28 protein-coding genes are annotated in these 22,888 nt (G+C 63.7%); 21 read left to right on the forward strand and 7 right to left on the reverse strand.

Annotation, left to right across the window (positions count from 1 at the left end; genetic code table 11):
• Positions 1 to 157: 157 nt before the first annotated feature.
• From ACOFKX_RS10265 to ACOFKX_RS10275, 3 genes are read right to left on the reverse strand one after another with little or no spacing between them, the layout of a single operon-like run.
• Positions 158 to 1,501, reverse strand: coding sequence for a chloride channel protein (locus ACOFKX_RS10265; protein WP_419827404.1), 1,344 nt, complete (start codon positions 1,499 to 1,501; stop codon positions 158 to 160).
• Positions 1,502 to 1,547: 46 nt separating this feature from the next.
• Positions 1,548 to 2,810 (reverse strand): cation:proton antiporter, encoded by a 1,263-nt coding sequence (locus ACOFKX_RS10270; protein ID WP_419826885.1) that lies wholly within the window; start codon positions 2,808 to 2,810, stop codon positions 1,548 to 1,550.
• Positions 2,807 to 3,367 (reverse strand): hypothetical protein, encoded by a 561-nt coding sequence (locus ACOFKX_RS10275; RefSeq protein ID WP_419826886.1) that lies wholly within the window; start codon positions 3,365 to 3,367, stop codon positions 2,807 to 2,809. Before ACOFKX_RS10275 ends, ACOFKX_RS10270 begins: the two co-directional genes overlap by 4 nt.
• A gap of 147 nt (positions 3,368 to 3,514) precedes the next feature.
• On the opposite strand from ACOFKX_RS10275, the gene ACOFKX_RS10280 reads away from it, so the two are divergent.
• The 4 genes from ACOFKX_RS10280 to ACOFKX_RS10295 all read left to right on the forward strand — a co-directional run bounded on the left by ACOFKX_RS10280 (position 3,515) and on the right by ACOFKX_RS10295 (position 7,034).
• Entirely contained in the window at positions 3,515 to 4,051 is a 537-nt protein-coding gene (locus tag ACOFKX_RS10280; RefSeq protein ID WP_419826887.1) for a hypothetical protein, read from the forward strand.
• A complete protein-coding gene (locus ACOFKX_RS10285) occupies positions 4,048 to 5,538 on the forward strand; it encodes an ImmA/IrrE family metallo-endopeptidase (protein ID WP_419826888.1) in 1,491 nt (496 codons plus the stop codon). Before ACOFKX_RS10280 ends, ACOFKX_RS10285 begins: the two co-directional genes overlap by 4 nt.
• 312 nt (positions 5,539 to 5,850) lie before the next feature.
• Positions 5,851 to 6,135 carry a hypothetical protein gene (locus ACOFKX_RS10290; protein WP_419826889.1) on the forward strand — a complete coding sequence of 95 codons (285 nt, stop codon included), beginning with the start codon at positions 5,851 to 5,853 and terminating at the stop codon, positions 6,133 to 6,135.
• A complete protein-coding gene (locus ACOFKX_RS10295) occupies positions 6,135 to 7,034 on the forward strand; it encodes a TIR domain-containing protein (RefSeq protein WP_419826890.1) in 900 nt (299 codons plus the stop codon). The genes ACOFKX_RS10290 and ACOFKX_RS10295 overlap by 1 nt, the downstream gene beginning before the upstream one ends.
• 453 nt (positions 7,035 to 7,487) lie before the next feature.
• Here ACOFKX_RS10295 and ACOFKX_RS10300 read toward each other — a convergent pair whose 3' ends face one another.
• Together ACOFKX_RS10300 and ACOFKX_RS10305 are read right to left on the reverse strand one after the other, a co-directional pair.
• Positions 7,488 to 8,585, reverse strand: a complete 1,098-nt coding sequence (locus ACOFKX_RS10300; RefSeq protein WP_419826891.1) for a DUF4238 domain-containing protein — start codon at positions 8,583 to 8,585, stop codon at positions 7,488 to 7,490.
• A gap of 350 nt (positions 8,586 to 8,935) precedes the next feature.
• Positions 8,936 to 10,180 carry a patatin-like phospholipase family protein gene (locus tag ACOFKX_RS10305; protein WP_419826892.1) on the reverse strand — a complete coding sequence of 415 codons (1,245 nt, stop codon included), beginning with the start codon at positions 10,178 to 10,180 and terminating at the stop codon, positions 8,936 to 8,938.
• A 484-nt stretch (positions 10,181 to 10,664) separates the two neighbouring features.
• On the opposite strand from ACOFKX_RS10305, the gene ACOFKX_RS10310 reads away from it, so the two are divergent.
• From ACOFKX_RS10310 to ACOFKX_RS10350, 9 genes are all read left to right on the forward strand, one after another.
• Entirely contained in the window at positions 10,665 to 10,844 is a 180-nt protein-coding gene (locus ACOFKX_RS10310; protein ID WP_419826893.1) for a hypothetical protein, read from the forward strand.
• Positions 10,845 to 10,855: 11 nt separating this feature from the next.
• A complete protein-coding gene (locus ACOFKX_RS10315; protein WP_419826894.1) occupies positions 10,856 to 11,224 on the forward strand; it encodes a hypothetical protein in 369 nt (122 codons plus the stop codon).
• Between the two features lie 26 nt (positions 11,225 to 11,250).
• A complete protein-coding gene (locus ACOFKX_RS10320) occupies positions 11,251 to 11,766 on the forward strand; it encodes a hypothetical protein (protein ID WP_419826895.1) in 516 nt (171 codons plus the stop codon).
• Positions 11,763 to 12,611 (forward strand): ThiF family adenylyltransferase, encoded by an 849-nt coding sequence (locus tag ACOFKX_RS10325; protein ID WP_419826896.1) that lies wholly within the window; start codon positions 11,763 to 11,765, stop codon positions 12,609 to 12,611. Before ACOFKX_RS10320 ends, ACOFKX_RS10325 begins: the two co-directional genes overlap by 4 nt.
• A 32-nt stretch (positions 12,612 to 12,643) precedes the next feature.
• On the forward strand, positions 12,644 to 13,522 hold the full coding sequence (locus ACOFKX_RS10330) for a hypothetical protein (protein WP_419826897.1): 879 nt from the start codon (positions 12,644 to 12,646) through the stop codon (positions 13,520 to 13,522).
• 9 nt (positions 13,523 to 13,531) lie between these two features.
• Positions 13,532 to 14,392: a ComEC/Rec2 family competence protein gene (locus tag ACOFKX_RS10335; RefSeq protein ID WP_419826898.1), complete on the forward strand. Its 861-nt coding sequence runs from the start codon at positions 13,532 to 13,534 to the stop codon at positions 14,390 to 14,392.
• Between the two features lie 394 nt (positions 14,393 to 14,786).
• Entirely contained in the window at positions 14,787 to 15,368 is a 582-nt protein-coding gene (locus ACOFKX_RS10340) for a tyrosine-type recombinase/integrase (RefSeq protein ID WP_419826899.1), read from the forward strand.
• Between the two features lie 46 nt (positions 15,369 to 15,414).
• A complete protein-coding gene (locus ACOFKX_RS10345) occupies positions 15,415 to 15,798 on the forward strand; it encodes a DUF3768 domain-containing protein (RefSeq protein WP_419826900.1) in 384 nt (127 codons plus the stop codon).
• Positions 15,799 to 15,801: 3 nt separating this feature from the next.
• Positions 15,802 to 16,413 (forward strand): hypothetical protein, encoded by a 612-nt coding sequence (locus ACOFKX_RS10350; RefSeq protein ID WP_419826901.1) that lies wholly within the window; start codon positions 15,802 to 15,804, stop codon positions 16,411 to 16,413.
• Here ACOFKX_RS10350 and ACOFKX_RS10355 read toward each other — a convergent pair.
• Positions 16,410 to 16,697 (reverse strand): helix-turn-helix domain-containing protein, encoded by a 288-nt coding sequence (locus tag ACOFKX_RS10355; protein ID WP_419826902.1) that lies wholly within the window; start codon positions 16,695 to 16,697, stop codon positions 16,410 to 16,412. The two genes, ACOFKX_RS10350 and ACOFKX_RS10355, sit on opposite strands and share 4 nt — an antisense overlap.
• Positions 16,698 to 16,780: 83 nt before the next feature.
• On the opposite strand from ACOFKX_RS10355, the gene ACOFKX_RS10360 reads away from it, so the two are divergent.
• The 7 genes from ACOFKX_RS10360 (at position 16,781) to ACOFKX_RS10390 (ending at position 20,707) form a co-directional block, all read left to right on the forward strand.
• The gene (locus ACOFKX_RS10360) at positions 16,781 to 17,431 is read left to right on the forward strand and encodes a DUF805 domain-containing protein (RefSeq protein WP_419826903.1); all 651 of its coding nucleotides are present in this window, start codon (positions 16,781 to 16,783) and stop codon (positions 17,429 to 17,431) included.
• A gap of 66 nt (positions 17,432 to 17,497) precedes the next feature.
• Entirely contained in the window at positions 17,498 to 18,055 is a 558-nt protein-coding gene (locus ACOFKX_RS10365; RefSeq protein WP_419826904.1) for a DUF2628 domain-containing protein, read from the forward strand.
• 166 nt (positions 18,056 to 18,221) lie between these two features.
• On the forward strand, positions 18,222 to 18,956 hold the full coding sequence (locus ACOFKX_RS10370) for a hypothetical protein (RefSeq protein ID WP_419826905.1): 735 nt from the start codon (positions 18,222 to 18,224) through the stop codon (positions 18,954 to 18,956).
• A gap of 66 nt (positions 18,957 to 19,022) precedes the next feature.
• Positions 19,023 to 19,328: a hypothetical protein gene (locus ACOFKX_RS10375; protein WP_419826906.1), complete on the forward strand. Its 306-nt coding sequence runs from the start codon at positions 19,023 to 19,025 to the stop codon at positions 19,326 to 19,328.
• Between the two features lie 601 nt (positions 19,329 to 19,929).
• Entirely contained in the window at positions 19,930 to 20,235 is a 306-nt protein-coding gene (locus ACOFKX_RS10380) for a response regulator (RefSeq protein WP_419827405.1), read from the forward strand.
• Positions 20,190 to 20,471, forward strand: coding sequence for a winged helix-turn-helix domain-containing protein (locus ACOFKX_RS10385; RefSeq protein WP_419826907.1), 282 nt, complete (start codon positions 20,190 to 20,192; stop codon positions 20,469 to 20,471). The genes ACOFKX_RS10380 and ACOFKX_RS10385 overlap by 46 nt, the downstream gene beginning before the upstream one ends.
• Positions 20,468 to 20,707 (forward strand): hypothetical protein, encoded by a 240-nt coding sequence (locus tag ACOFKX_RS10390; RefSeq protein ID WP_419826908.1) that lies wholly within the window; start codon positions 20,468 to 20,470, stop codon positions 20,705 to 20,707. Before ACOFKX_RS10385 ends, ACOFKX_RS10390 begins: the two co-directional genes overlap by 4 nt.
• Before the next feature lie 363 nt (positions 20,708 to 21,070).
• Here ACOFKX_RS10390 and ACOFKX_RS10395 read toward each other — a convergent pair whose 3' ends face one another.
• The gene (locus ACOFKX_RS10395; protein ID WP_419826909.1) at positions 21,071 to 21,778 is read right to left on the reverse strand and encodes a class I SAM-dependent methyltransferase; all 708 of its coding nucleotides are present in this window, start codon (positions 21,776 to 21,778) and stop codon (positions 21,071 to 21,073) included.
• A gap of 201 nt (positions 21,779 to 21,979) precedes the next feature.
• Between ACOFKX_RS10395 and ACOFKX_RS10400 the strand changes: the two genes are divergently transcribed.
• Positions 21,980 to 22,792 (forward strand): IS5 family transposase, encoded by an 813-nt coding sequence (locus ACOFKX_RS10400; RefSeq protein WP_419826910.1) that lies wholly within the window; start codon positions 21,980 to 21,982, stop codon positions 22,790 to 22,792.
• The last annotated feature ends 96 nt before the right edge of the window (positions 22,793 to 22,888 follow it).

A 22,888-nucleotide genomic window follows, 5' to 3' on the forward strand; every position in this document is an offset into this window, starting at 1 on the left:
AGCTGCGCCGATCCGCAATTCTCTGCCGGTTTACGATGCCAACCTTGTCGAACGTTCCGCATTTCTGGGCCTGGCACGCAGACCGGAGGTGCCGGAGAGATCGCAGGGTTAGCTTTTGTTCTAGCCTACGCACGAGCGCGCGCGAGGTTGCCTTAGGTTAGACCGACGTTGCCAGGCTATCCTTCGAGGAAGCGTCACTGAGTTGCTGCTCTCGAAAATCTGCAGGAGATGTCTCCAGGAACGGCTTGGCCAGCCCGTGGTAAAGCCGCTCCCTCGATACCAGCGCGCTGACGCCGTCCGCAATCAGCGCGGTCGCGAACAAGGGCAGGATCATGCCCCGGCTGGCGGTCGTCTCGGTGATGATGATGACCGCCGTCAGCGGCGCGCGCACCACGCCAACGAAATAGGCCACCATTCCGAGCAGGACCACAGCCCCAGCCGGACTGTTTGGAAACAAGGGTGTCAGCAGGTTCCCCACCCCGGCACCGACCGCAAGCGACGGCGCGAAGATGCCGCCAGGGGTGCCGCTGAGCGTCGTCGCCAGCGCGGCGAGGAACTTGGCCGGGCCGAACCACAGCGAGCCGCCATGTCCCTCGACAAGGCCGCGGGTGGTCTCGTACCCTGTGCCCCATGTCGCGCCGGCCGTGGCGAGGCCGAGCACGGCCACCGCCAGCCCGCATGCCGCGGCGAACCGCACCGGCCGGGCTTTCATGCGCCGGAGCGCCGGATGCGCGGGCCTCGCGAAGCGGAGCACAAGGCGTGTGAACAATCCGCCTGCCAGCCCGCCAATGACCCCGGCGATCGGACTGACCATCAACACCGCCGAGACCGACAGCGTCTCTCGCATGGCGCCGAAATAGACGTAGTCGCCGGCGATCCCGAGGCTCACCAGACCCGAAATCATCACCGCCGCCATCACCAGCACCGCCACGCGTTGCTCGTAGGCCGAGGCCAGCTCCTCGATGGCGAACGCCACCCCGGCCAGAGGGGTGTTGAAAGCGGCCGCGACGCCGGCAGCACCGCCGGCGATCAGGACCCCGGCGCTGATCGGCACCTTGAGGACGCGATGGACCGCGACCATCAGGGCGGCACTGATCTGGACCGTCGGTCCCTCACGACCGACCGAGCCGCCAGCGAAGAGCATGGCGATGGTCAGCCCGAACTTGGCGGCCGCGGTGCGCAGCGACACCAGCGGTCCACGAGCGGCGACGTCCGGCGTCCGGGTCGCAGCGATGACCTGCGGTATGCCCGATCCCCGCGCCTCGGGTGACCATCGCTGCGTCGCCAGCATCACCACGGCGAAGGTGGCGGGGGTCAGCACGAGCGGGGCATAGGGGCAGGCCCCGACGATGCCGGCAAATACGTGCTGCGCCCAGTCGCCGGCTTTGGCGAAGGCCAGTGCGACCAGGCCGAGCAGGATCGCGCCGCTGGCCGTCGCGATCCGCCGGCTCAACGCCTTGAGCGGCGGCGCGAGATGGGTCGACCGCCGACGCCGCCACATGACGGTTAGCTTGCGGGCATCGTTGCGGGAGAACAGGCGCGGCATCTTACCGGATCCCTGCGCGCGATCTGAGCACCCGCTCGATCGTCCCGCCCTGGACGATGACCGAGAAGAGGACCACGAGATAGGTCGCGGCCAGCGCGAACGCGCGCGCAGGGCCATCGGGCAGCCCGAGCGCCAGTGCAACGGAGATGCCGCCCCGCAGGCCGCCCCAGATGAGGGTCACGGGAGCCAGGCTCCCCAGCGATAGAAACGGCCGAAGCGCCGCCAGCGGCACCAGTACCGAGACGCCGCGCGCCAAAAGGACGAGCGGTATCGCGGCGGCGCCGAGCAGGATCAGCCGCATGTCAGAGGGGATCGTCACGACCTCCAGCCCGATCAGCAGGAACAGGACGGCATTTAGGATGTCGTCGATCAGCGCCCAGAATTTGAGCAGGTAGTCGCGGGTCACGTCGCTCATCGCGTGGGCGACCCCGTGGTTGCCGATGATTAGCCCAGCCACCGCCATCGCCACCGGCCCGCTGACGTGCAGCCAGCGGGCGACCGCATAGCCGCCCATCACCACCGCGAGGCTGATCATGACCTCGACCTGATAGTCGTCGATCGAGTGCATCGCGCGATATGCAAGCCAGCCCGTAACGAGCCCCAACGCGATGCCGCCGCCGGCTTCCAGCAGGAACAGGTGCGTCGCATGGCCGAGCGAGAGCGGCTCGGTTCCTGTTGCGGCGGCGAGGATGATCGCGAACACGACCACGCCGATCCCATCGTTGAACAGGCTCTCGCCCGCGACGGTCGCTTGCAAGGTCGGCGGGACAGCGGCGTGGCGCATGATCGCCATGACGGCCACCGGATCGGTCGGGCTGATCAGCGCGCCGAAGACGAGACACCAGACCAGCGGGATGGAGAGCCCCATCAGCCCGGCGATGACCTGGAAGCCGATGCCGATGATCGCCGTCGAGGCGAGAACGCCGGCCGTGCTGAGAATCAGAATCGCCCATCGCCCGCGATGCATCTCGCTCCAGTCGATGTGGAGCGCACCCGCAAACAGCAGGAACGACAGCATCCCGTCCATCAGCGTCGCATGGAAGTCGATCCCGGCGATGAACGCGACGATCTCGTGGCTGAGACGGCTGCCTGGTGACAGCCGGTCGATGCCAACGACGATGAGCGAGGCGATCACCCCCATCACCGTGAGCCCGATCGTCTGCGGCAAATGGAGGAACCGCCGATTGAGGTAGCCGAGCGTCGCCGCGAGCACGATCAGGATTGCAGCTGCATCGAAGGGGGTGATGATGACGCCGTGGATCATTGCGCTGCACCCGAGGCGGCGGTCAGCGCGAAGGTCTGTCCTGCCGCAGGCGCGGGCACGACGGCCATGCCCTGCTGACGCAGGAGCGTCCCCACGGCGAGACCGCGCCGCTGGCTGAGTGCCGGCACCGTGCACGACCCGAACCCGTCGGCGTCGATGCGTTCCTTGACCACGATCGTGCAGTCCTGATGCGAGCCGAACGCCCAGTTCCTCAGCGCCGTTTTATCGAACAGGATCGCACAGATGGGGCGAGCATCGGGCCCGAGCTCGGCGTCCGCGATCGCGCCGATCGGTCCGGCGGTGTCGAGGAACGGCTTTAGCTGCGGACCACCGCCGATCCGCGCGCCTTGCACGCTACTCGGCAGCGTGGCCAAGGCAGCCTCAAGGCGGATGGAGGCAGCCTCGTCCAGCGCTTGCGCGAAAAGCTGGGCTCCACCTTCGTCGAGATTGAGATCAGCGGATCGGTCAGTTCTCGCAAGCATGTTGATCAGGTAGCCGAGACCACTGGCTGGGTCGACCTGACAGCGCTCCCCGCAGCTCGACCCATAAGGCGACATTCACGCCGCCCTCCCCGCCACCCGAAACCTGCCGCTTATTCACAATCCATTTTCAGCTCGGGTTGGCAGTTGCAGCCTCACGATTCTTGAGGCATCAGCGTTAGGAAGCGGAAGTTCGCTCGCTCCTACACCCTTCGCAGATTGACGGTGCCGACGGGCGCCACAACGGGTGGCATGCGGGCGGGGACGCTTTGGCTCGTCCTCGCGCGCGATCTGACCCCTTGCCCGCTGGCTACCTTTTCCCGCAAGACGGACTTCGTCATGGCACCGCCCTGGAATCACAATGGCCCCACCTATAAGGGCAGCTCGAAGCACAAGCGACGCCCTGGAGATGAGGTGAAGGGTACGCTCTGCCCGCAATGGTCGCACCAGACGGCGGCAAGTGGGCTCGGCACCGACATGGACAAACATGATTGGATTAAGTCAGCGGCGTCGACGTTGTTCGCAGATTCGCTTGCGCATCCGAGTGGTCTTGAGCGGCGCTATGCGACGCTGAACGGCATCGCGTTCGAGGCGAAGCCGTCGGGTGATCAGACGTGGCACGGCTATCCCGTCCCCTGGCAGTCGGTGCCCACAGCGATCGTGCGTGGCTGGAAGAAGACCGGCGCGGTCAGGACAAAGCAGATCCGCGACTTTTGGAAGGATGACGATCGCATCGACTGGGCGCTGGAGAGCGACGGATGAACACGATGTCCTTTGGGTCGCGCGAGCGCTTCGCCGTCACAATCGGTTGGATCGACGACGGCTCGCCAGCCAGGAATCGTCCGAAAGGCCATGGCTTTTCGTTGGGGTCGTTGGAGTTGGTCGTTAATGGCTATTCGCTTACTGCCCACCTAGAGGACGAGACGCGGCACGACAGCGTCCGTTGGTATCTTCTTCCGATTTTCCGCTGGGCCGCAGAAAATTGGCGTTATCTCTTCCATGAAGAGGACTTCTCGTGGCCCGAACGGACCGAGGAGCCGGGCGCGATCGCCTGTAACGTCGCGCTCGAGCGCTTTCTCCCGCCCGATCATAGCGAGCGCTTCGCGGTCTACGATCAGGTGCAAGCTTGGTGGCAACGCCATGCGTTGCGCGCAGGTGCGAGCGGCGGCCTGCTCCCGGACGTCTTTCTTCGCCGGCTGGGCGACGGCGTCGAACTGTCTTGGTCGGCACGCGAAGCGGATTTTGCGCCTCCGGGATACAAGCTCATAATCGCGCCGGGCGTGGCGGTGTTGCCGGTTAAGGATGTGGCGACGCCCCTCTGGGGGGCGTTGCGCTGGCTCCTGGATACGGCCAAGGTGCCGGACGCGGCGTCGCGCACCGAAATCGACGAGCTTTGCGCTCTGGTTGAAGGGCTGCGCGGCGCCTCGGATCGGGAGGTTCGGCAAATCTATCTCGGAGACAAGCTCGCTGGAAAGGTCGAGAATGTCTTTCGTGGTCTCGGGAAGAGCGATCTGCTCGTTTCTCAGTTCGATCGCGAGGTCCCCGTCGTCGAGGTGTTGGCGGCGCCGGTCGCTATGTTCGGTGGCGTCGATCCCAATCTCACGCTCAGAGACGTTCGCAGCCTGTCCAATATCCTCGTGACGCAGTTGCGCGAAGTCGATACCGCCGAACTCGACCGCTTCGTCGATCGCTCGGTGAGTTTCCCGCTAATAGCTGCCTACGATGAGGGCTATGAACTGGCGGAAGCTCTACTTGACGATCTGGGCATCAGCCTGTCCGAAGCAATCGACATCGAGCAAATCTTTCGGGATCTCGGGATCACGCTGCTGCAGCGACAGTTCGACACCCATACAATCCGGGGCGTGGCGTTGGCGGGGTCCGGCCTCGCGCCCACGGTCATCATTAACAAGAACAGTCCGTTCTCGCGGAACGAGGCCGGCCGCCGCTTCACTATGGCACATGAACTCTGCCACATACTCTATGACCAAAGTCGGGCGCGCCGCGTGACACAAGCTAGCGGTCCTTGGGCGCCGAGCGGTATTGAGAAACGAGCGAATGCGTTCGCGGCGATGCTGCTGATGCCGCGCGCCCTAATCGACCAACATCTCCGCCGCTATAATGCATGGAGCGAGGAGCGCGTCCGGGCGATCGCAAGCGACATGAAGGTCAGCTTTGGCGCGCTGACCGAACATCTCTATAATCTCGGCTACATCAATGAGGCCGACCGCGAGGAGCTACGCCTTCACTGATCGATCCGCGACATTCGGGTGTGCTCGAAGGGCGATTAGCAAGCCAGATAACCACGTCTAGCCCGCCTGCTGACCGGGAGGCTTCGGGTGGGCGGCATTTGAGGCACTCTGCGACAGCGCCTCGGCGGCTGGATCTCAAGAACCAAGCCCGTCGAGTTGACGTTGAGTAACAGCCTCGACCCACGATGCGCCACTCCGCGGCCTCAAAGCGTTTCTCGGTTTCAGGCCTTCGTACAGTCGTAGGATATGACCCCGAGCGTTTTTGGTTTGTTCTACTCATTCAGCGTGTTAAACTTCACGCGGGAGAACGCTATGTTTGAGATCAAGGGCCTGGACAAGCTCAGTCGAGACCTGGAAGCGGCGCAGCAGGCGTTCGCGGAACTGGACGGCGAACTCGGGACGGTTAACTTCAATGCCGAAGACCCGGAAAGCATTGAGGCGGCAATCGCGGCAGTCGAGAAGATGGTGGATGACCGCGTGGGCAGGTACTCTGACAATCCATTTGTCGGTCCGATGATCGATGAGATGAAGGAAAGCTACCGCCAGGCGATCGTCGACAAGGCAGCGGAAGCTCGAGTCGGGGGTGAGGCCGACTGATGTCGAACGATATTTTTGCTCAAATAAACAACGCTGTCCTCGATCTTCAGGCGTCCGACTATCAGAGCTACCAGCGACCGCTCCGCCAGCTCGCTCGTTTGCTGGCCCATGACGATCTGAAGGCTGCGAACGAGGCGCTCACTGCGGGCGTTGACCTCGACGCGTTCCTCCAGTCCAGCGAGGCAACACAGGGCGGCATGGTCGGCAGCGCGGAACTCCTCTGGCCCGAGGAGCCGCGGGAGGACTTGGCCCTCAGGCTGCTGCTGGTGAGTAGAGCGGGCGAAGATCCGGATTTCGCATTCCAGTTCAGTCATACGTTCTTTGCAGGCAGTAACTCGAAGGTGATGTCGAGCATCAACGCAATGACGCGCCAGCTGATCATACCATTCGTGCGTGACTACAAGGCTCACGTGCTGGCGGGCGGACGAGCGAAGGTGAAGCTAGTCGTGCCCCATTCGAAGCGCGTGTTTATTGTGCACGGCCACGATGCTGAGGCCCGGGAAACTGCCGCCCGCTTTCTCGGCAACATCGGATTCGAGCCCGTCATCCTGCACGAACAGGCTAATCGAGGTAGGACAGTTATCGAGAAGGTAGAGGCTAACAGCGACGTCGGCTTCGCGATCGTGCTGCTCACCCCCGACGATGTGGGGCGGGCCAAGGAGGCGGCAGAGTTGGAGCCCCGCGCCCGACAGAACGTGCTGCTTGAGCTCGGCTACTTCATCGCAAAGCTCGGGCGCGATAGGGTGTGCGCGCTCAAGCGAGGCGACGTTGTGATCCCGAGCGACTTCGCCGGGGTAGTCTGGACGGACTGGGACGCCGCCGGTGCATGGAAGACCGCGCTTGGGAAGGAACTTCAAGGCGCGGGCTACGAAGTCGATTGGAATACGGTGATGCGCTGATCCGCAACGTCGAGCGTGCAACCGGCGTATGGGGAGCAACGGCGGCTTTCATCTGAGGTCCGAGACTCTGCAGCTAGGACTGGACATCGAGAATGGCCGCGGATGGACCTACAGCTGAAGCGACCCAAAGCCGGGCATTCGCGGCCGCTTTGCCCATTCCCAGGTGCGGAGACTCGTTGACCCATGAATCTTGGTATTGGTCGATTCCGCCTGGCGCGATCGGCCGGCTGAACAGCACAGAGTGATGCTTGCGAAGCGGTAGCTTGTGATCTTCGGCGGAGCTGGTCCGGTCGCTGCCGACAAGCCTTGCTCATCACCAGCGGCTGTCAGAAACGGCGGCGCCACCTGACTGGAGCCCTGCCTTTGCCCACGGTGCACAACTTTACGGCCCGACGCTGCGCTGGCCTGCACGACGGCCGCGAGTGGCGGCCGAAGGACGCAGAGGGTCGCCGCTTAGACCCGAATTTTGCGATAGCCCGCGCCGGTGACAAAGCCGTGTTCAAGGCTTCCCTGCCGCGTCCGGCCCGCGCCGGTGTCGTTCGACCAGGCGGTGGCGCCCGGGCGAAAGCGCAGGAAGGACGGCCAGGCAGCTGGCTCGGGATGGTCAGGCCAAACATTGATCAGCCATTTTCGGCCATCGCGGATATCGGTGATCGGCTGAACGGTGAAGCGCTCGCCCCAATCGCTGATCTCGTCGCGCACGGCATGGACAACTGACAACCGCTCGGCCGGCCGGCGTGGCCGCGCGTCGGCTGCGGCTGCGCCCACGTCGACGCGGCATTCCCAATCGCCGAAATAGATGTTTGCCATGCAGTGGAGGTATTGATGCTGATTGAGCGCGGCGATGTCGGTTGTACGATCCGCGTCAACCCAATGGCCGCGATGCGCGACGGCGTAGACGTTGCCGTCGTACAAGATCGCCAGCAAAGCAGGCGTCAGCGGAAGGAGGAAGACAACGCCGGCGTCCTTGGCACCGAAGCTGCACTTGCCTGGCACCGGGCGCTGGAAATGAAGGCGATTGGTCAGAATCGCCGGATTGTCGGATGTGACGAAAGGAAGCCCCGTCCGGTCGCGGACGATTGAGAGCTTGAGATCATCGACGATGCACATGGTCGCGGCGTATTCCTGCATCGCTGCCTGGACCGCCATCTTGGCAAGCTTGCCGAACGACGGGGCCGGCAGGTCCGATCCAGGCACGGCGGTCATCGCCATCGCCATCTCGGCGCCGGCGATTGCCGCCGCTTCGGTCCGTAAAAACTGAAGATAGAGAAAGCGGCGGAGCACGATATCGACGCCGGGCGCGACCACGCCGTTTTCGGCCAGATGACGGACGACACTACCATACGGGCCCTCGACGGACTGGATCGCGCGCTCGAGCCGGGCGTCGTGACCGTAGAAATAATCACCCGAACATTGGTTCTTGGCCGGAACGTCTGAAATAGCTCGCGTGCGCTCGAGGTTGAACAGGTTGATCGCACGCCCTGCTCCGTCCCGGGTGAACGGCTTCAGATGCACACGAGGAACATAATGCTGGTTTCTATTGTCAGCCATTTAGCCTCTCGAGACTCGTCCGTATCGGAGCGGTGGTGCAGGTGCCGGGTCATCGGTGCGCGCGTTTATGTTGCGCGTGATTTGCGCGTGATCTCAGACAGAGCGCTCTACAGCATTGAGGTTGGCCGGGATTCTGACGTGACGCTTGACAGCCCGCAAAGTTCGTGACGTCGTGTCGACGTGCAAGGAAATCGCTGACCTCGCGAGTTGTCTCGCTGTCTCCGGCGCAATCGCGAAGACCTGGAAAAGAGGCGGTCGAAGTAGTCGTGACAACGCTCGCCAAAAATGAAGCCGCTGTGCCCGCAGGCGGAGGTCGCGCTGCGGAGCCTCCGATTGATGGTGCTGCCTAGTCATCGCCCCTCCCCCCGCGCTGCCATAGCGGGGCAGTCAGGTGAAAAATCTAAAGCGGCAGGCGTGTCCGTCGTCAGCATCTCCGGCCAATTCTCGCGTACAAGCGCATGGACCAGCTGCTCGCCACGCCGCGACAGCCGGTCGATCCATTCGGGTGGCATCGCCGAGAAATTCGTAGGGTAGCCGGCAACGTCTTCGTGGCGGACGAGGTCGTCCGGTGGGTATCTGAGCTTGTCATCACGCTGTCCCAGATAGGGTAGCAGGAACCCCTTCAGCTCTCCGGCACGAACCAGATCGTATAGACGAGTAGTGGCGAGGTTCTGCGCCCTAGCGAAAACGCTCTCGAACGCCGCGTTCATGCGCGAGAGCATGGTCGACGCCGGATCCGCCACGTCCAGTGCGTAACCGGCTCGGCAGGCGATGATCCGGTCGTGACGGCCCGTATCCAGGCTGATCGTCGGGTCCCGACCGGGCCAGAACGGTGCGAGGCCGAGATTGTCATAAACGCCGCCGTCGGTCAGGGTAATGCGGTGCCGCTCGGTCCGCCCGCTCTTCTCGAACGACATTTTCGTCTCGATCGTCGGCAGCGCGGCCGGGTAGGCTGCGGATGCGGCCACCGCGTCAGCGAGCTCAACATTTTCGGAACTGGCCGAGCCGTAACGCCAGCAATGAAGGCGCTCCGCCGTGAAGTAGAAAGCCGCCTTCGCCCTCAGCTCGCAAGCCACGATCACGAGCCGAGGACGATCCGGCCTCAGATCAGTCAGCCGGGCGCCGGCGAACATCCGGCTGAAAGTGCGCCTCAGAATGGTCGTCCGGCTGGACCGGCGAAGCACCGGCGAAGTGCTCAGCCATCCCCATGCCGGCCTCTTGCGGAACGCGGCAAGCGTGCGGCGGGCGAGGAAGGCTGCGGTCCGGTCGGTGGCGAGCAGTAGCCGGGTTCCGATCGCACGCACTCCCTCGTCCGTCGTGAGCGCGGTACGCACCGCGGGACGAAGAAACCCTTCCTTTAGCACCTCGCGTGCTCGGCACTCGAAGGCCGTGAAGTCGCCGGGATGGCTGCAGTAGATGCCGGCGAGCACGCTGCCGCCGGACACGGCTGACACCGTCGAGACGCGCTGTAGGATACCAAGGTCGTGGAGCGCGCGTAGGCAGCCGAGATGGAACGCGATCGCTCGAGATCCGCCACCGGACAGCGCTAGCGCGAGCCGCTCTTCTGGCTGCCGTTCAGGATAGACCATCGTCATGTTCCACTTACCTCCGACCCGCCCACCATCCTGCCAGACGGTCGGAGCGAGCGAAAAGTCGGTATTGCGCCAGGCCACGGCGAGCGCGGCAGAGGTGATTGAGCCCCGGACACGCTCGAATTGCCCCGCAAGCCGGGCGACATTCTAGCTTCGTGCAGCTACCAAAAGCCGTTAGCTGAAACAGTATCGCCCCGTGGCCAGCCCTGAACATCCACATCGCCTCGCCAGCCTCCACCGCCGCTCCGGCCTGGCCGTCGTTCAACGGGCTGACCCGATCCTTCGCCATTGAAACCTTACTATGCCCGACTCCGTCTGCGCCGAGCCGGAGATTAGCGCCGTGCTGAAGTTAAGGTCAAAGCCGACCGGTCGAAGCCTCCAATCCGGAGGCCTTTCACGTCAAAGCGGTTAAAAGCGTTTTGCATAACGCGTGATTAAGCGTATGCATGATCGTGCAATCGTGCGATTTAGATCATAAGGTGATCATATGGCTCGCCCCACTATCGCGGAACTCGAAGCCATCCTCGAGAGCGAGGAGCAGACAGAGATCGAGATCCTCCCGAATGGTGAGGTTCGGGCGAAGGGTCAGACGTCCTCCCACGAGCTGGGCGGAAAGAAGCCGTTGACGATGCGCGAGGATCTCGGCGGGGAATACGGAGCGAGGTGAATCCAGTGGACGTGCAGCGCATCTACAACGAGGTCACGGCGGCTAAGAACCACTTCGCACTGGTCGAGGCCCATCCGGACGGACTGGGCGGCGTTTTCGTCAAGGCTGGCTTTCAGACGTCGGCCGGCAAAACCTACTTCACCAAAATCTTGTTCGCCGGCTACCCGCACGGCATGCCGCAAGTCCACGTGACAACGCCCGCACTCGGGACGACCCCGCACCGCTACACCGACGGACACCTCTGCTACCTGCACCCCAGCATGTGGAACCCCGGTCGTCACGACCTAACCTTCGTGCTCGGCCGCGTCGCGAAGTGGCTCAACAAGTACGAGGTCTGGCGCGTCCGCGGTGCCTGGCCCGGTGCCGAGATCAAGCACTGATGCCCCTAGACTTTCGCCTCCTGTCCATGACGGAACTACGCAGCAAGCCCGGCGAGATCTTCGACCGCGTGGCCGACGACGGCGAGGCGTTCATTATCGAGAAGGGTGGTCGCCGGAAGGCCTGCCTAGTCCCACTCTCGGTATTTTTTCCCGACGTGTCGCCAACCCGGATCGCCGACGAGATCGACGAGCTGCAGAAGAACGGCGAGACGGCGCGCGTCGCGATCACGGACCAGCGCGAACTGGCGCTGCGGTTCACCTGCGACATGCCGGGCGACGACGCCGTCGAGGTCAGCATCGTGCTGCCGCACGGCTATCCCAGTACGCCGCCGCGAGTTTACGCAGAGCTCGGCAACACCGGCGACGTCGCCGTGCCCCACCGCTGGGACGACGGGGCGCTTTGCCTCTACGGTGTGATGAGCGGGTGGAACCCCGGTCGGAACACTACGCTGTCTACGCTCCGGCTCACCCGCCAGTGGCTCCAGCACTACGCGGCATGGCAGCGGGCGGGGGCGTGGCCAAAATTCGGAGACAGACCATGAGCGACGATCCAGCCTTCGCCCGCCTCGCCGGACTATTCGACGTCGGCCTGCTCAAGGACGCGCGGGTGCTCGTCGCTGGCTGCGGCTCGGGCGGCAGCCAGGTTGCCCTTCAGCTCGCCATGTCCGGCATCCGGGACTTCACGCTCCTCGACAACGACGAGCTGGAGATCGAAAACGTGATCCGCCACGCCTGCGGGCGGCGCTACCTCGGCCAGCGCAAAGTCGGCGCGGTAGCCGACTTGATCCTGGACAGGAACCCGGCGGCGGCGATCACCGAGCTCGACGTCGACCTAATGAGCGCGCCCGACCTCGACGATCAGATTGCCGCCAGCAGTGTCGTAGTGCTGGCCACCGACAACGACCAGACCCGATATCTGGTGAACCAGAAGTGCGTGGAGCTGGAGACGCCATTCGTGACCGGCCGGGTCTTTACCCGCGGGATAGGCGGGGAGGTCTTCGCCTACAATCCAGGCGTTACCGGCTGTCTCGCCTGCCTGGAAGGAGTGCTCGAGCGAACGACGCTCCGGCAGGGCATCCGCGAAATCGACCTGGTCGACGAGGACGTGCGCGAGAAGATGTATGGCATGGAGATCGCCGAGATCAAGGACTCTCCCGGGCTAAACATCGACATCGCGTTCATCACCTGCTTCCACACGCGGCTGGTACTGGACACGATAGCCCGCGGGTTGCCGGAACGGCCGAAGTTCCTCCCGCCGCTCGAACACAACTACTTTGTGTGGGGCAATCGTCCGATCCCGCCCTTCTCAAAGCACTTCGAGCTTCAGAAGATCGCGCTCAAGCCACAGGAAGGATGCCTGATATGTGGTCCCGCAAGTCACGAGTGAAGATCGCCCCGCAGGCGGCGATCCGCATCGTCATGCCGCGCGAGGCGATGATGACGGTGTTCGACGAATGCGACGCCTTCCCGGACGACGAGACCGGCGGCCGCATCATCGGCACCTATCGCGAGGCGAAGGGCGTGCTGACGATCACTGTGGCCGGGATCATCGAGCCCGGTCCCCGCGCCCGCCGCTCGCGCGTCAGCCTCTTCCAGGACGGATCCTACCAGGAGCGCGTTTTCAGGCGCGTCGAGCAGGCCCATCCGGAGATCGAGCACCTCGGTAGCTGGCACACCCACCACGTCAACGGCTTGCCCCACCTCAGCGGCGGAGACATCGAGACCTACACGCGGACGGTCAACCACGAAAACCACAACACGTCGTTCTTCTACGCGCTCCTGGTGACCGGCAAGAACCCCGGCGCAAAGGGGATCGATCGATACGAGTTTAGGCACTACGTCTTCCACCGCGGCGGCGGCGATTTCGTCGAGGTCCCGGCGAGCGACGTAAAGTTCACCGATACGGCCATGCTCTGGCCCGTCGCGGCCGCCCCTGCGGGACCAGCCACGGGCGACTCCGGGCCGCGCGAGGAGTGGCCCGGACGGGTCGCCGACCGCGACACCCTAGGGGAGCTCTATAAGAGCTTCCGGTCCTACACGTCGCAGCAGCTCGGATTCTACTGGCGGGGCAAGTTGGAGCTCGTGGACGGCTCCGAGCAGGATCTGCTGGTGCTTGAGGACCAGACCGGGAGGGAGCCCGCCTACACCGTGATGCTCCGCAATCCGCCCGAGCCGCTGCACGCCGCGGGCCACGCGATCGCCAAGCCGCAGCACAATTCCGCCCGACAGGCGCTCGCCGACACCGAACGGACCCTCAACCGCGCGCTGTTCGAGCAGCTCCGCAAAACCGTAAGATAGGAAGACGCAATGGAGGTTTTCACGCTGTATGCGGGGCAGGGCGACCTTGCCGCAGTCCGAGCGGGTAACGAGGCCATCATCGTCGACGCGCACATGCCGGCGTCCGACGACGTCACTCCACCGCAGGTGGAGGAGAGCCTCGACGTGTTCCTCACGGGCCGCCACACTCGCGGACTAGTCTTGACCGGTCTAGACAAGGACCACGCGTGTCCCGTCGGCGTCGAGTTGATCCTGACCCGCTACTCCCCCGACTGGGTGATGTATCCGACTTACTACAAGGACACCGCGACGGCTGAGGAGGTCTTCGCCATCATCGAGCGTCACGTTAAGCGCCGCGCCGGTACCGCGCGACCGCTGACACGCCACTCCGTGCGCATCGACAAAAGCGGCGGGCGCTTCCTGACGGGCCTGGCCGACCTCTTCACGTTCGAGTTCTTCGCTCCCCACATCGACGACATGGACTGCTCCAACAACTGCAGCATCGTCATGAAGATCACCGGAATGGACGCTACCGGCTTTGGCTACCTCGTCACGGGCGACACCGAGACGGGAGCATGGGACCGCATTAACGCCCGCTTCGGCGACCTGCTGTCGGCTCCCGTCATGTCCGCGCCGCACCACGGGGCGACGAGCGGATGCAACGCGGCAACGACCGTGCGGGTCGATCCCGACACGGTTCTAATCAGCGCCGGCGTCGACAACGCGTATGGCCATCCTGACACCTCGGCGGTCCGGGTGTATGCCGCAGTTGCACGGGCGGTATATTCGACGAACCAGGTCCCGGGGGGTACATGCCTGTTCACTCGGCGCGTGGGCGACAGCTACGATACGCGCCTGGTCGATCACTACCCAAGCGTCGCCGCCGCCTGACCGGCCTGGCGATCGGCAGCAGATGGCCAAACGCGTTGAACCCGCGTCGTCATCGACCTGCGAGCGCTCACACCGGATGGGGATCGTGCGAGCGTGGGTTGATGACCTCTCGCTCGAACAGAGCATCAATCGATTGGATGATCTTCGCTCGTGGATGCGAAGTGGACCCGTCAAGTTGCTGAATGAATGGCAGATATGGTTGTTTGGCTCCTCCGAAGCGGTCAGGCCGAAATCCACCAGCTTAGCCTCGAGAGCAGCCGTTAAGTTGCCATCCGCATGGGCAGCAAAGCGGCTACTTTAAGATATAACTTGACATAGCTATATCGTTCTGGTAGCGTAATGATGCTGCCACACAGCTGGCCAGCGCCCACCCACATAGCTCATCGAGACCGTCATGCCCCGACAGCCTGCCAAGGCGTTGGAGAGCGAAGACGTGCGCCGCCTGCTCGAGCACGTCTGCGACCAGCGCCACCCTGCCCGTAACCGCGTCATCATTCTGCTCAGCTTCAAGGCGGGCCTGCGTGCCTGCGAGATCGCCGGTCTCGACTGGTCGATGGTGCTGGCCAGCGACAACCGCGTAGGCTCGCATCTGCGCGTCGCCCGCTACATCGCCAAGATGGGGTCCGCCCGCGACATCCCCATGCACAAGCAGCTGGCGACCGCGCTGGGGCGGCTGCACCGCGCCGCCGGCCGGCCCCGCGACGGTCCGGTGATCCGGTCGGAGCGCGACCGGGCTATGACGGCGCGGAGCATCGTCAACTGGTTCGGTCGGCTCTACCGCGAGCTCGAGCTTACCGGTTGCTCATCGCACTCCGGTCGTCGGACCTTCATCACTGCGGCGGCACGCGTGCTCGCCGGCACGGGCGGCTCGCTGCGCGACGTGCAAGAGCTCGCCGGGCACCGCGCGCTCACCACAACCGAGCGCTACATCCAGGGCAATCGCGAGGCGCAGCGCAAGCTCATCGCGCGGCTCTAGTCCCCTACCCTTCTACCCACTCCATCATTGGAAAGGATGCTGCCGCATGTCCCGCAGCGATCAGGAAAGCTATGCCTGCAACCGCGCTGGTGCCGAGAGGCTCGACGAGCGCAAAGCCCGCATCCGCCACCTCAACGACGAGCTGCGCCGCCTGTTTGTCGGCGGCCGCATCATGGTCACGTCCGGCGTGCAGGCGCTCGCGACCGACCACCTAGCAAGGGCGCTGAGACAAGTCTCCTGCTTTGCCGACTTCAACCCCGACAACGATTCCCACGACGAGCACGACTTCGGCGCCGTCGAGGTCGCAGGGCAGCGCATCTTCTGGAAGATCGACTGCTACGACAAGCAGCTGGAATATGGCTCGCCCGACGCCGCCGACCCCGCTGTCACCGCACGCGTGCTGACCATCATGCTCGCGTCGGAGTATTGACGCGTGAACCCGCGCACCAGGCTGGCACTTGCCGCCAAAGAGCTGATCCCCCTGCGCCAGGGCGATCTCGACGGGCTCTGCGGCCTCTATGCCATCATCAACGCCGTCCGTCTCGCCATCCACCCCGGGCAGCGGCTACGGCATCCCCAGTCCAAGCGCCTGTTCGAAGCCGGGATCGTCACGCTCGGTCGGCACCGTCGCCTCCGCTACGCACTCCATGAAGGCATGACGGACGCGACATGGCGCCGGGTCTGCGAGGCTGTGCTTGCCGAGGCGGACCGCCTCGTCGCCGGCAGCGTCACCGCCACCTGGATCTTTGCGGGCGAGGCCAGGCTCGAGGTCCGCGACATGGTGCGGCGCGTGCGCCGCAGCATACGCGAGGGCAACCCCGTCCTGATCACGCTTGGCGGCTGCTATCATCATTGGACGGTCGTCGTCGGCTTCAACGGTGACCGCCTCAGGCTCTTCGATAGCGCAAGCTACCGGTGGGTGCTGATCCGCTCGATCGGCTCGGCGACCGACCACCCGCTTCGGCGGCATCAGATTTCGCCGGCGGGCGTGATCGCGCTGAGCTTCCGGTCTCTAACGGGCACGGTAGCAGCCCGCGAGACTTAGAGATCCGACGATTGGATCAGGTCCGAAAGCGAACTTCGGAGCGCAACCGCGATTCGAACTAGGTTTAGCACCGTGACATTGCGCTCACCTCGCTCAACCTTACCCATGTGAGATCGATCGAGCCTAGCAGCATCCGCAAGCGCCTCCTGAGACATACCCAGCTGCTGGCGACGTTCACGAATAGCGACGCCGACCCGGATCAAGACGCCTTCAGAATCAGCTTTGCCCGAGATGCGAACCACGGAAGACGTGGTTGAGCCTAGGCGTTTTGAGGGCCACGGCATTTACGACCCGGAGGCTCTCTGTCAGAAGCGATCCAGCACGATCGCCAACGCAAATTAGCCGTCCACAGCACCTAAAGAGGAAGATGGATCCTATGCTCGTGCTCACCGCGTTGAAGCGCTTTGCCCAGTTCAGCGGCCGCAGCGGTCGTGCCGAGTTCTGGCAGTTCATAGCCGCCTACGCCGCTACCCTAACCGTCGTCGCGGTCGTAGAGTCGGGTACCTACGCTTACCAGGCATCGGGCACTCCCACGCTCACCCTACTGGTGCTGATGGTCGGCGCCTTGCCCTCTTACGCAGTCGCGTTCCGCCGGCTCCACGACCGCGATCTGTCCGGTTGGATCATCGGTGCCCAGTGGCTGCTCAACGCCATCTGGTTCACCGTCGACCACTTCCGCAACTTCACGCGCGGGTCGATCGTCGACTTGCCCTTCGCCCTCGTCAACGGCATCGATCTCCTGCTGACGGTCGGCGTCGCCGGCTACGTGCTCTATCAGCTTTGCCAGCCGGGAGACGCGGCCGCCAACGCCTACGGTCCCCCGCCGAGCGAGAGCACGCCCGATGCGGAGGCAAGCGCGGGCAGGTCGGCCATGGAACCGCCGTTAGCACCACCCGCGTCCGACAATGATCCGCTTGCGATGATCGAGCGCCTGTCGCGACTGCGCGAGCAGGGCGTGCTCAGCCAAGCCGAGTTCGATCAACAGAAGGCTGCGCTCCTGGCCAAACTCGCAAGCTAACCGGGAGCGTACGCGGCACGGCGATGGCGTCGGCGCCGCCCTTTACCACCTCAGGGAGATGGAACGATGGATCAGGCGAGTTTAAACCGGCTCGAGCAGCTCGCGCGGCTCAAGGAGGCTGGCGCTCTCACCGACGAGGAGTTCGCGATCGCCAAGACGACTGTGTTAGAGCACAAGGTTACCGCCAATCGCGCTTCGACAACGCCACGCGCTGAAGTTTCGACATCGGCCAAAGCCGCCGAGACTCTCAGCCTTTCTGCGACATGGCGCTTTCGGTTCGACTTCCTCGATACTCATGGGCTGCCGGGTACGCCCAGCTACCAAGCGGCCTTCCGCGCACTTTCGTTGTGGAACAAAATCCGGGTGAGATCCAGCTTCTGGGGCTTGGTGTTCGGCCCATTCTATCTCCTCTACCTGGGTCTGTGGCGCGCTGCCCTGACGGTCACCGCCGGCTTGATCGCCGTCGTGGTTCTGCTCGCGCTGCTCGGCGCCTCAGACGACGCCCTTCAGCCGCTCGGCGCTGGCTTCGGTGGGCTGATCGCGAGCACGTGCGTGCCGCTCTATTACCTCAAGGTAGTCTGCAAGAAGAACCGCTGGAACCCCATCGTCTGGCGGACGGCCTGACATGCGAACACCATCGCCTCCATTCGTCTGCCGATCACAACGCCGGGCATCGGAGACCTGCGCCACCAACGGCTTCATTCCCCGACCAGAAGCCGCCCAGTGGCCGGTTTCATCTGGCCGGCTTACATCCCGCAATCGATTGCATCGCGCCGAGCGCGCCCGTGTCATGCCGAGGATCGTGCCGTTGCTCGCTGTAAGCATGTTGCTGTCGGCTTGCGGCCTCAAGTCCGAACGGACGCCCGAACCTAGCGAAACTCAGCGGGTAGCCGACCTGATCAACCGCCTTGGCACGGATCGCTCCTACAACTCTCGTACGCTGCTCTGGAACCCAGATCCCGACGGACTGGTCCTGTCGGCTTGGTTGGCCCGGCGCACCGCGACACTGAATGGCAACCTCGCCTGGGATCAGTTTCCGGCGTCGATCAATCCAGGATCTATCGGCGCAACGCTGACATGGGAACAGCAAACGGAAAAAGCGGAAAGCTTCTTGGTTGCCGACTATGGCGAATATTCGAAGGCACTGTTCTTTGCAGGCATCGCTTGCCCAAAGCTGCGAGATAGCGAACAACGTTGGCTGGACGGCGTCAAAGCAAACCGGACCGGTGGCGGCTACACATCTGCCGTCGATTGGGGCGCACGCCAAGCCACGTTCAAAGCCCGGTGTCCTGTCGAAGAGCGGGAAAATAGTGCTGAGGAAGCACGAGAGAAAGCTGCCGAAGCGGCAGAAGCTGCCAATTTTGTCCATGCCCAGGAGGAATGCCGAGCGATCTACACGCGAGCGAACGACATCTACATGAAAGCGTTCACGATCGAAACAGGGAACGCCCTGAACGATGCCTCACAGGCGATGCGAGCGTGCTTTAAGCGCATTCCTCAGTGTGCGACCTCTAACTGCTCGTGATGTAACTGCCATTTCGTCACCAGTTAGGTAAGCGAGGAAGAGCCAGGATCGTAAGGAGCAGGCCTGATGCTTAAGGGCATAGCACTGGAGAGTGCTTGGCTTCGGTGGGGCGTCGACCGAACCCTGAAGCCGGAGATCAGAGTGATCGAGGTAGGTCAGGAGATCGACAAGCGATACTTCATGAGCTGGGGCAGCCCGAACGCCGACTTTCGAATGGCAGAACCGGAGCAGCGTCTCACTCTGCTGTTCGCGAAGGCAATGGAACTAGTTCTCTACCACGGCTACGATCCAAACATCGTTCACTGCGCGCTCCTGCCGATCTATGAGTACCGAGCCTGCCTGTTCGATAACCTTGTTCTTAATGATCTGTAGCAACCCTGCGCGCGGTGAATGTTATGCTATCGCGCGGCGACATGCCAGAACATCGTCAGCGGCCAGCACTCGGGGGCAATGGCCGGCTGAGACGAGCCGGCATCCAATTCGCAACAGCTTCCGCCCCTGCCTCCAGCGCCTCTTATCGGAGCCGGCGGCTTGAGGAGGGTCGCACACCTCCGTACGATCAGCGCGCTCGCCCTCTCCTCGCTCCCGACCGCCTGCCGCCGTCAAGCCGCTGCCCGAGAAATCGTGCGGGCCCGATCTCCGCTGCAGCCACTATCGCGGGATCGCCGAGGCCGACATCACCGGCCGCTGATCGGTGCCGGGTCGGCCTGGATCGCCGAAACAGTCCGCCGCGCGGACAACCGATCGCGAACGCGACATTGGGAGGTTGTAAGGGGCGTTCCGCAGCCGGCGCGCTAAGATGTCGCCGATGACCGATCGGACGAACCCGGCGCCATGCGCATCCTGATCGCCGAGGACGACGCCGAGCTGGTCTCCTCGCTCCTGCGCAGGCTGGCCGGGGCGTGCCACGAGGTGACGACCGCTGCCACCGGGACCGAGGCCGCCGCACTGATCGGGCGGGTTTTTCGACGTGGTGGTCCTCGATCGACTGCTTCCCAATCGCGACGGGCTCGCGGTCCTCACTGAAGCCCGGGTTACAGGCCTCGCCACGCCCGTCATCATGCTCACGGCGCTCGGCCAGATCGCGGACCGCGTCGAAGGCCTGTCCGCAGAAGCGGACGACTACCTGATCAAGCCGTTCTCGTTCGACAACTCCTCGCCCAGATCAAGGCCGTCGCGCGCCGCCACGGGGCGGACGCGTCCTCCGGTCGCCTGCGATTGGGCCGCCTCGACATGGACCTGCTGCACCGCGAGGTGCGCTTCGCTCGCCGCCTGGTAGCGCTGCAACCGCGCGAGATCCGTCTGCTCGAGACGCTCATCCGCAACGGCGACACCGTCGTCACCCGCGCCATGCTGCTGGAGACGGCGTCGAGCTTCCACTTCGACCCCCAGATCAACTTGGTGGAAACCCACATCAGCGGGCTCCGCTCGAAGCTCGCCCTCGGCGGACTTCCGGACGCCATCGAAACCGTCCGTGGCATCGGCTACCGCTTCCGGACGGCGGGCGCCGCATGATCCGTAGCGCCGCAAACCGCATCGCCGTGGTCTACTCGACGGCGTTCGCCGCGTCGGTGCTGCTCCTCGGCGTCGGCGTCTATCCGGCATCAGCAACCAGACCGAGCACGACCGGGATCGCGAATCGTCAGGGTCCACGAACCTGTCCGCGCCGCTCCACCTGCTCGCCGACGACCAACTGGGAAGTCGGGGGCAAACTGCGCTTCCGCACTTCCGCCACAAGATCGCGCAGGTGAACCGCTTTTCGGTGAGCGGCGCCGGACAGAGCCTCGTCGCTTTCCAGAGCGGCGGCCCCTACACCTTCTGCGAAGACCACTACCAGATCGGCTAGCCGAGCTTGTTCAAACGTAGACGAGCGGTGGCGCGACCGGCTACGAACTCCTCCGTCGGTCCGACGAGAGGTCAGAGACATCGCGACGGGCGCTAAAGTAGCCGTCCACGCCCGGCGATCGGGACGGCGACAGTGATCGCGCATCGATCGTATTCGTGGACGCCCGCTTCAGACTGGCGGTGACGAGCCGTGAACAATCAATTCGCCGAAACCCACAACAAACTCCCTTAGGTGAAGAACAGGATGAGGCCAAAAAGGCCCCTCCTGATCAATCAGCAAGGTTACTCGGAAAGGCCAGCGTACAAACCACGCCTTCCAAACAGAGATCCATTGGCCTCAGGCCTGGAGGGAGCTTCGGCCAGATTTCAGTGAATTTCTTAACCTCACGATCAGGCACAACACCTAGATCAAGTAGAATTAGCCCCGCCTCCCGTACCGCCTCAAGGAAGCTGGTAATTGTCATCCCGTTCAGTTCGGCTCGATAAGCCTCCCACTGGCGCGGTGGCACCATCATTCGCAGCTCATCCTGCGTCATGGTGAGGTGCTGCCAAGGCCCCACTCGAAGGTGGTGCCCGTGCGAAGACAGGAAGAGAGGATCCGCAAAAATGACGATTCGCGCACCGGGAGCGGGCAGGAAACGCTGAAGCGAGGCAAGAGTGTGGGAGAGGCCACGCACATGCTCGAATACGTTGTTGGACATCACGTAATCGAACGTGCCGATCTCGCGGACATCGTGCGTCGTTGCCGCTATCATCTCGAAGGCGTCGCACCGTGCAGACAATCCTAGTCGCTGCAATGCGATCCTCAGGGCATCCGGGGCACAACCTTCGGGATCCAGACCCACAACATGCTCGGCTCCGTTGCGCAGCGCCCAGAGGATCTCAGGACCGTATTGTGAGCCGATCACCAAGACACGTTTGCCATCAACCTGCATACGCGATCCAAACCAGCGGCTAAGATGGCCATCCCACTTCATCACGTAGTCGGCGAGTTCCTCAGGGGATTTATCGGAGAGAATGTTCTTATTCCTGCTATCGGGTTGACGGCCGTCACCGGGCGGAGCCAGGCAAACGCTCCACCTTTTTCTAAGAGGCTGTGTCAGAACGGCTACGTAACGGTGGACGATCGAGCTTCAGCGTGATTCCGAGGGGTTGCGATACCATCCTTGGAAGAGCTCATGTGGAACCCGACCGCCCGTGCGCAGCATAGCCGCGCGGGGCTGCGCTATGGAAGTGACCTGACGGACGCGGAGTGGGAGATCGTCGCGCCGTTTCTGCCGAAATCGCGCCGCCGAGGCCGGAAGCGGCGCTGGGGCTGGCGCGAGGTGCTGAACGCGATCTTCTACGTGCTGAGGGCGGGATGCCCTTGGCGCTTGCTGCCCGACAGCTTTCCGCCGTGGCGCACGGTGTACCGCTGGTTCGCCGAGCTGCGCGACACCGCCGCGTTCGAGGGGCTCAACCACCATCTGGTGCAACTCGACCGGGTGCGGATCGGCCGAGAGCCGGCCCCTTCGGCAGCGGTGATCGACAGCCAGAGCGTGAAGACGACCGAAGCAGGCGGTCCGCGCGGCTACGACGCCGGCAAGAAGGTGATGGGCCGCAAGCGCCACGCCATGGTCGACACCGACGGGCGGCCGCTCGAACTCCTTGTGCACCCGGCCGACGTTCAGGACCGCGATGGCGCCGTGCCGCTGCTCAAGCGCTCCCGCCGACGACACCCCTTCGTGAAGCTCGCCTATGCCGACAGCGCTTACAACAGCCCCAGGGTCAAGATGGCCACCTCGATCGGCATCGAGATCGTCCGCAAATTCGCCGACCAGACCGGCTTCGTCGTTCACCCGCGCCGCTGGGTCGTCGAGCGGACCTTCGCCTGGCTCAACCGCAACCGCCGCCTCGCCAAGGACTTCGAGCACACCATCCGATCCGCCACGGCCTTCCTCTACGCCGCCGCGGTCATGCTCCTCATCCGACGCTTGGCTCGTTACGCATGAGATTCGAAACGGGCTCTAAGGCCGTATATAAGCGTTTGCTGCTTCGGGAAGCAACAATGAGCCCTTCAGAAAACACGAACAGGGCGATTGGCTTCG

Source organism: Sphingomonas sp. (genome assembly GCF_965200105.1).
Taxonomy (GTDB): Bacteria; Pseudomonadota; Alphaproteobacteria; order Sphingomonadales; family Sphingomonadaceae; genus Solisphingomonas.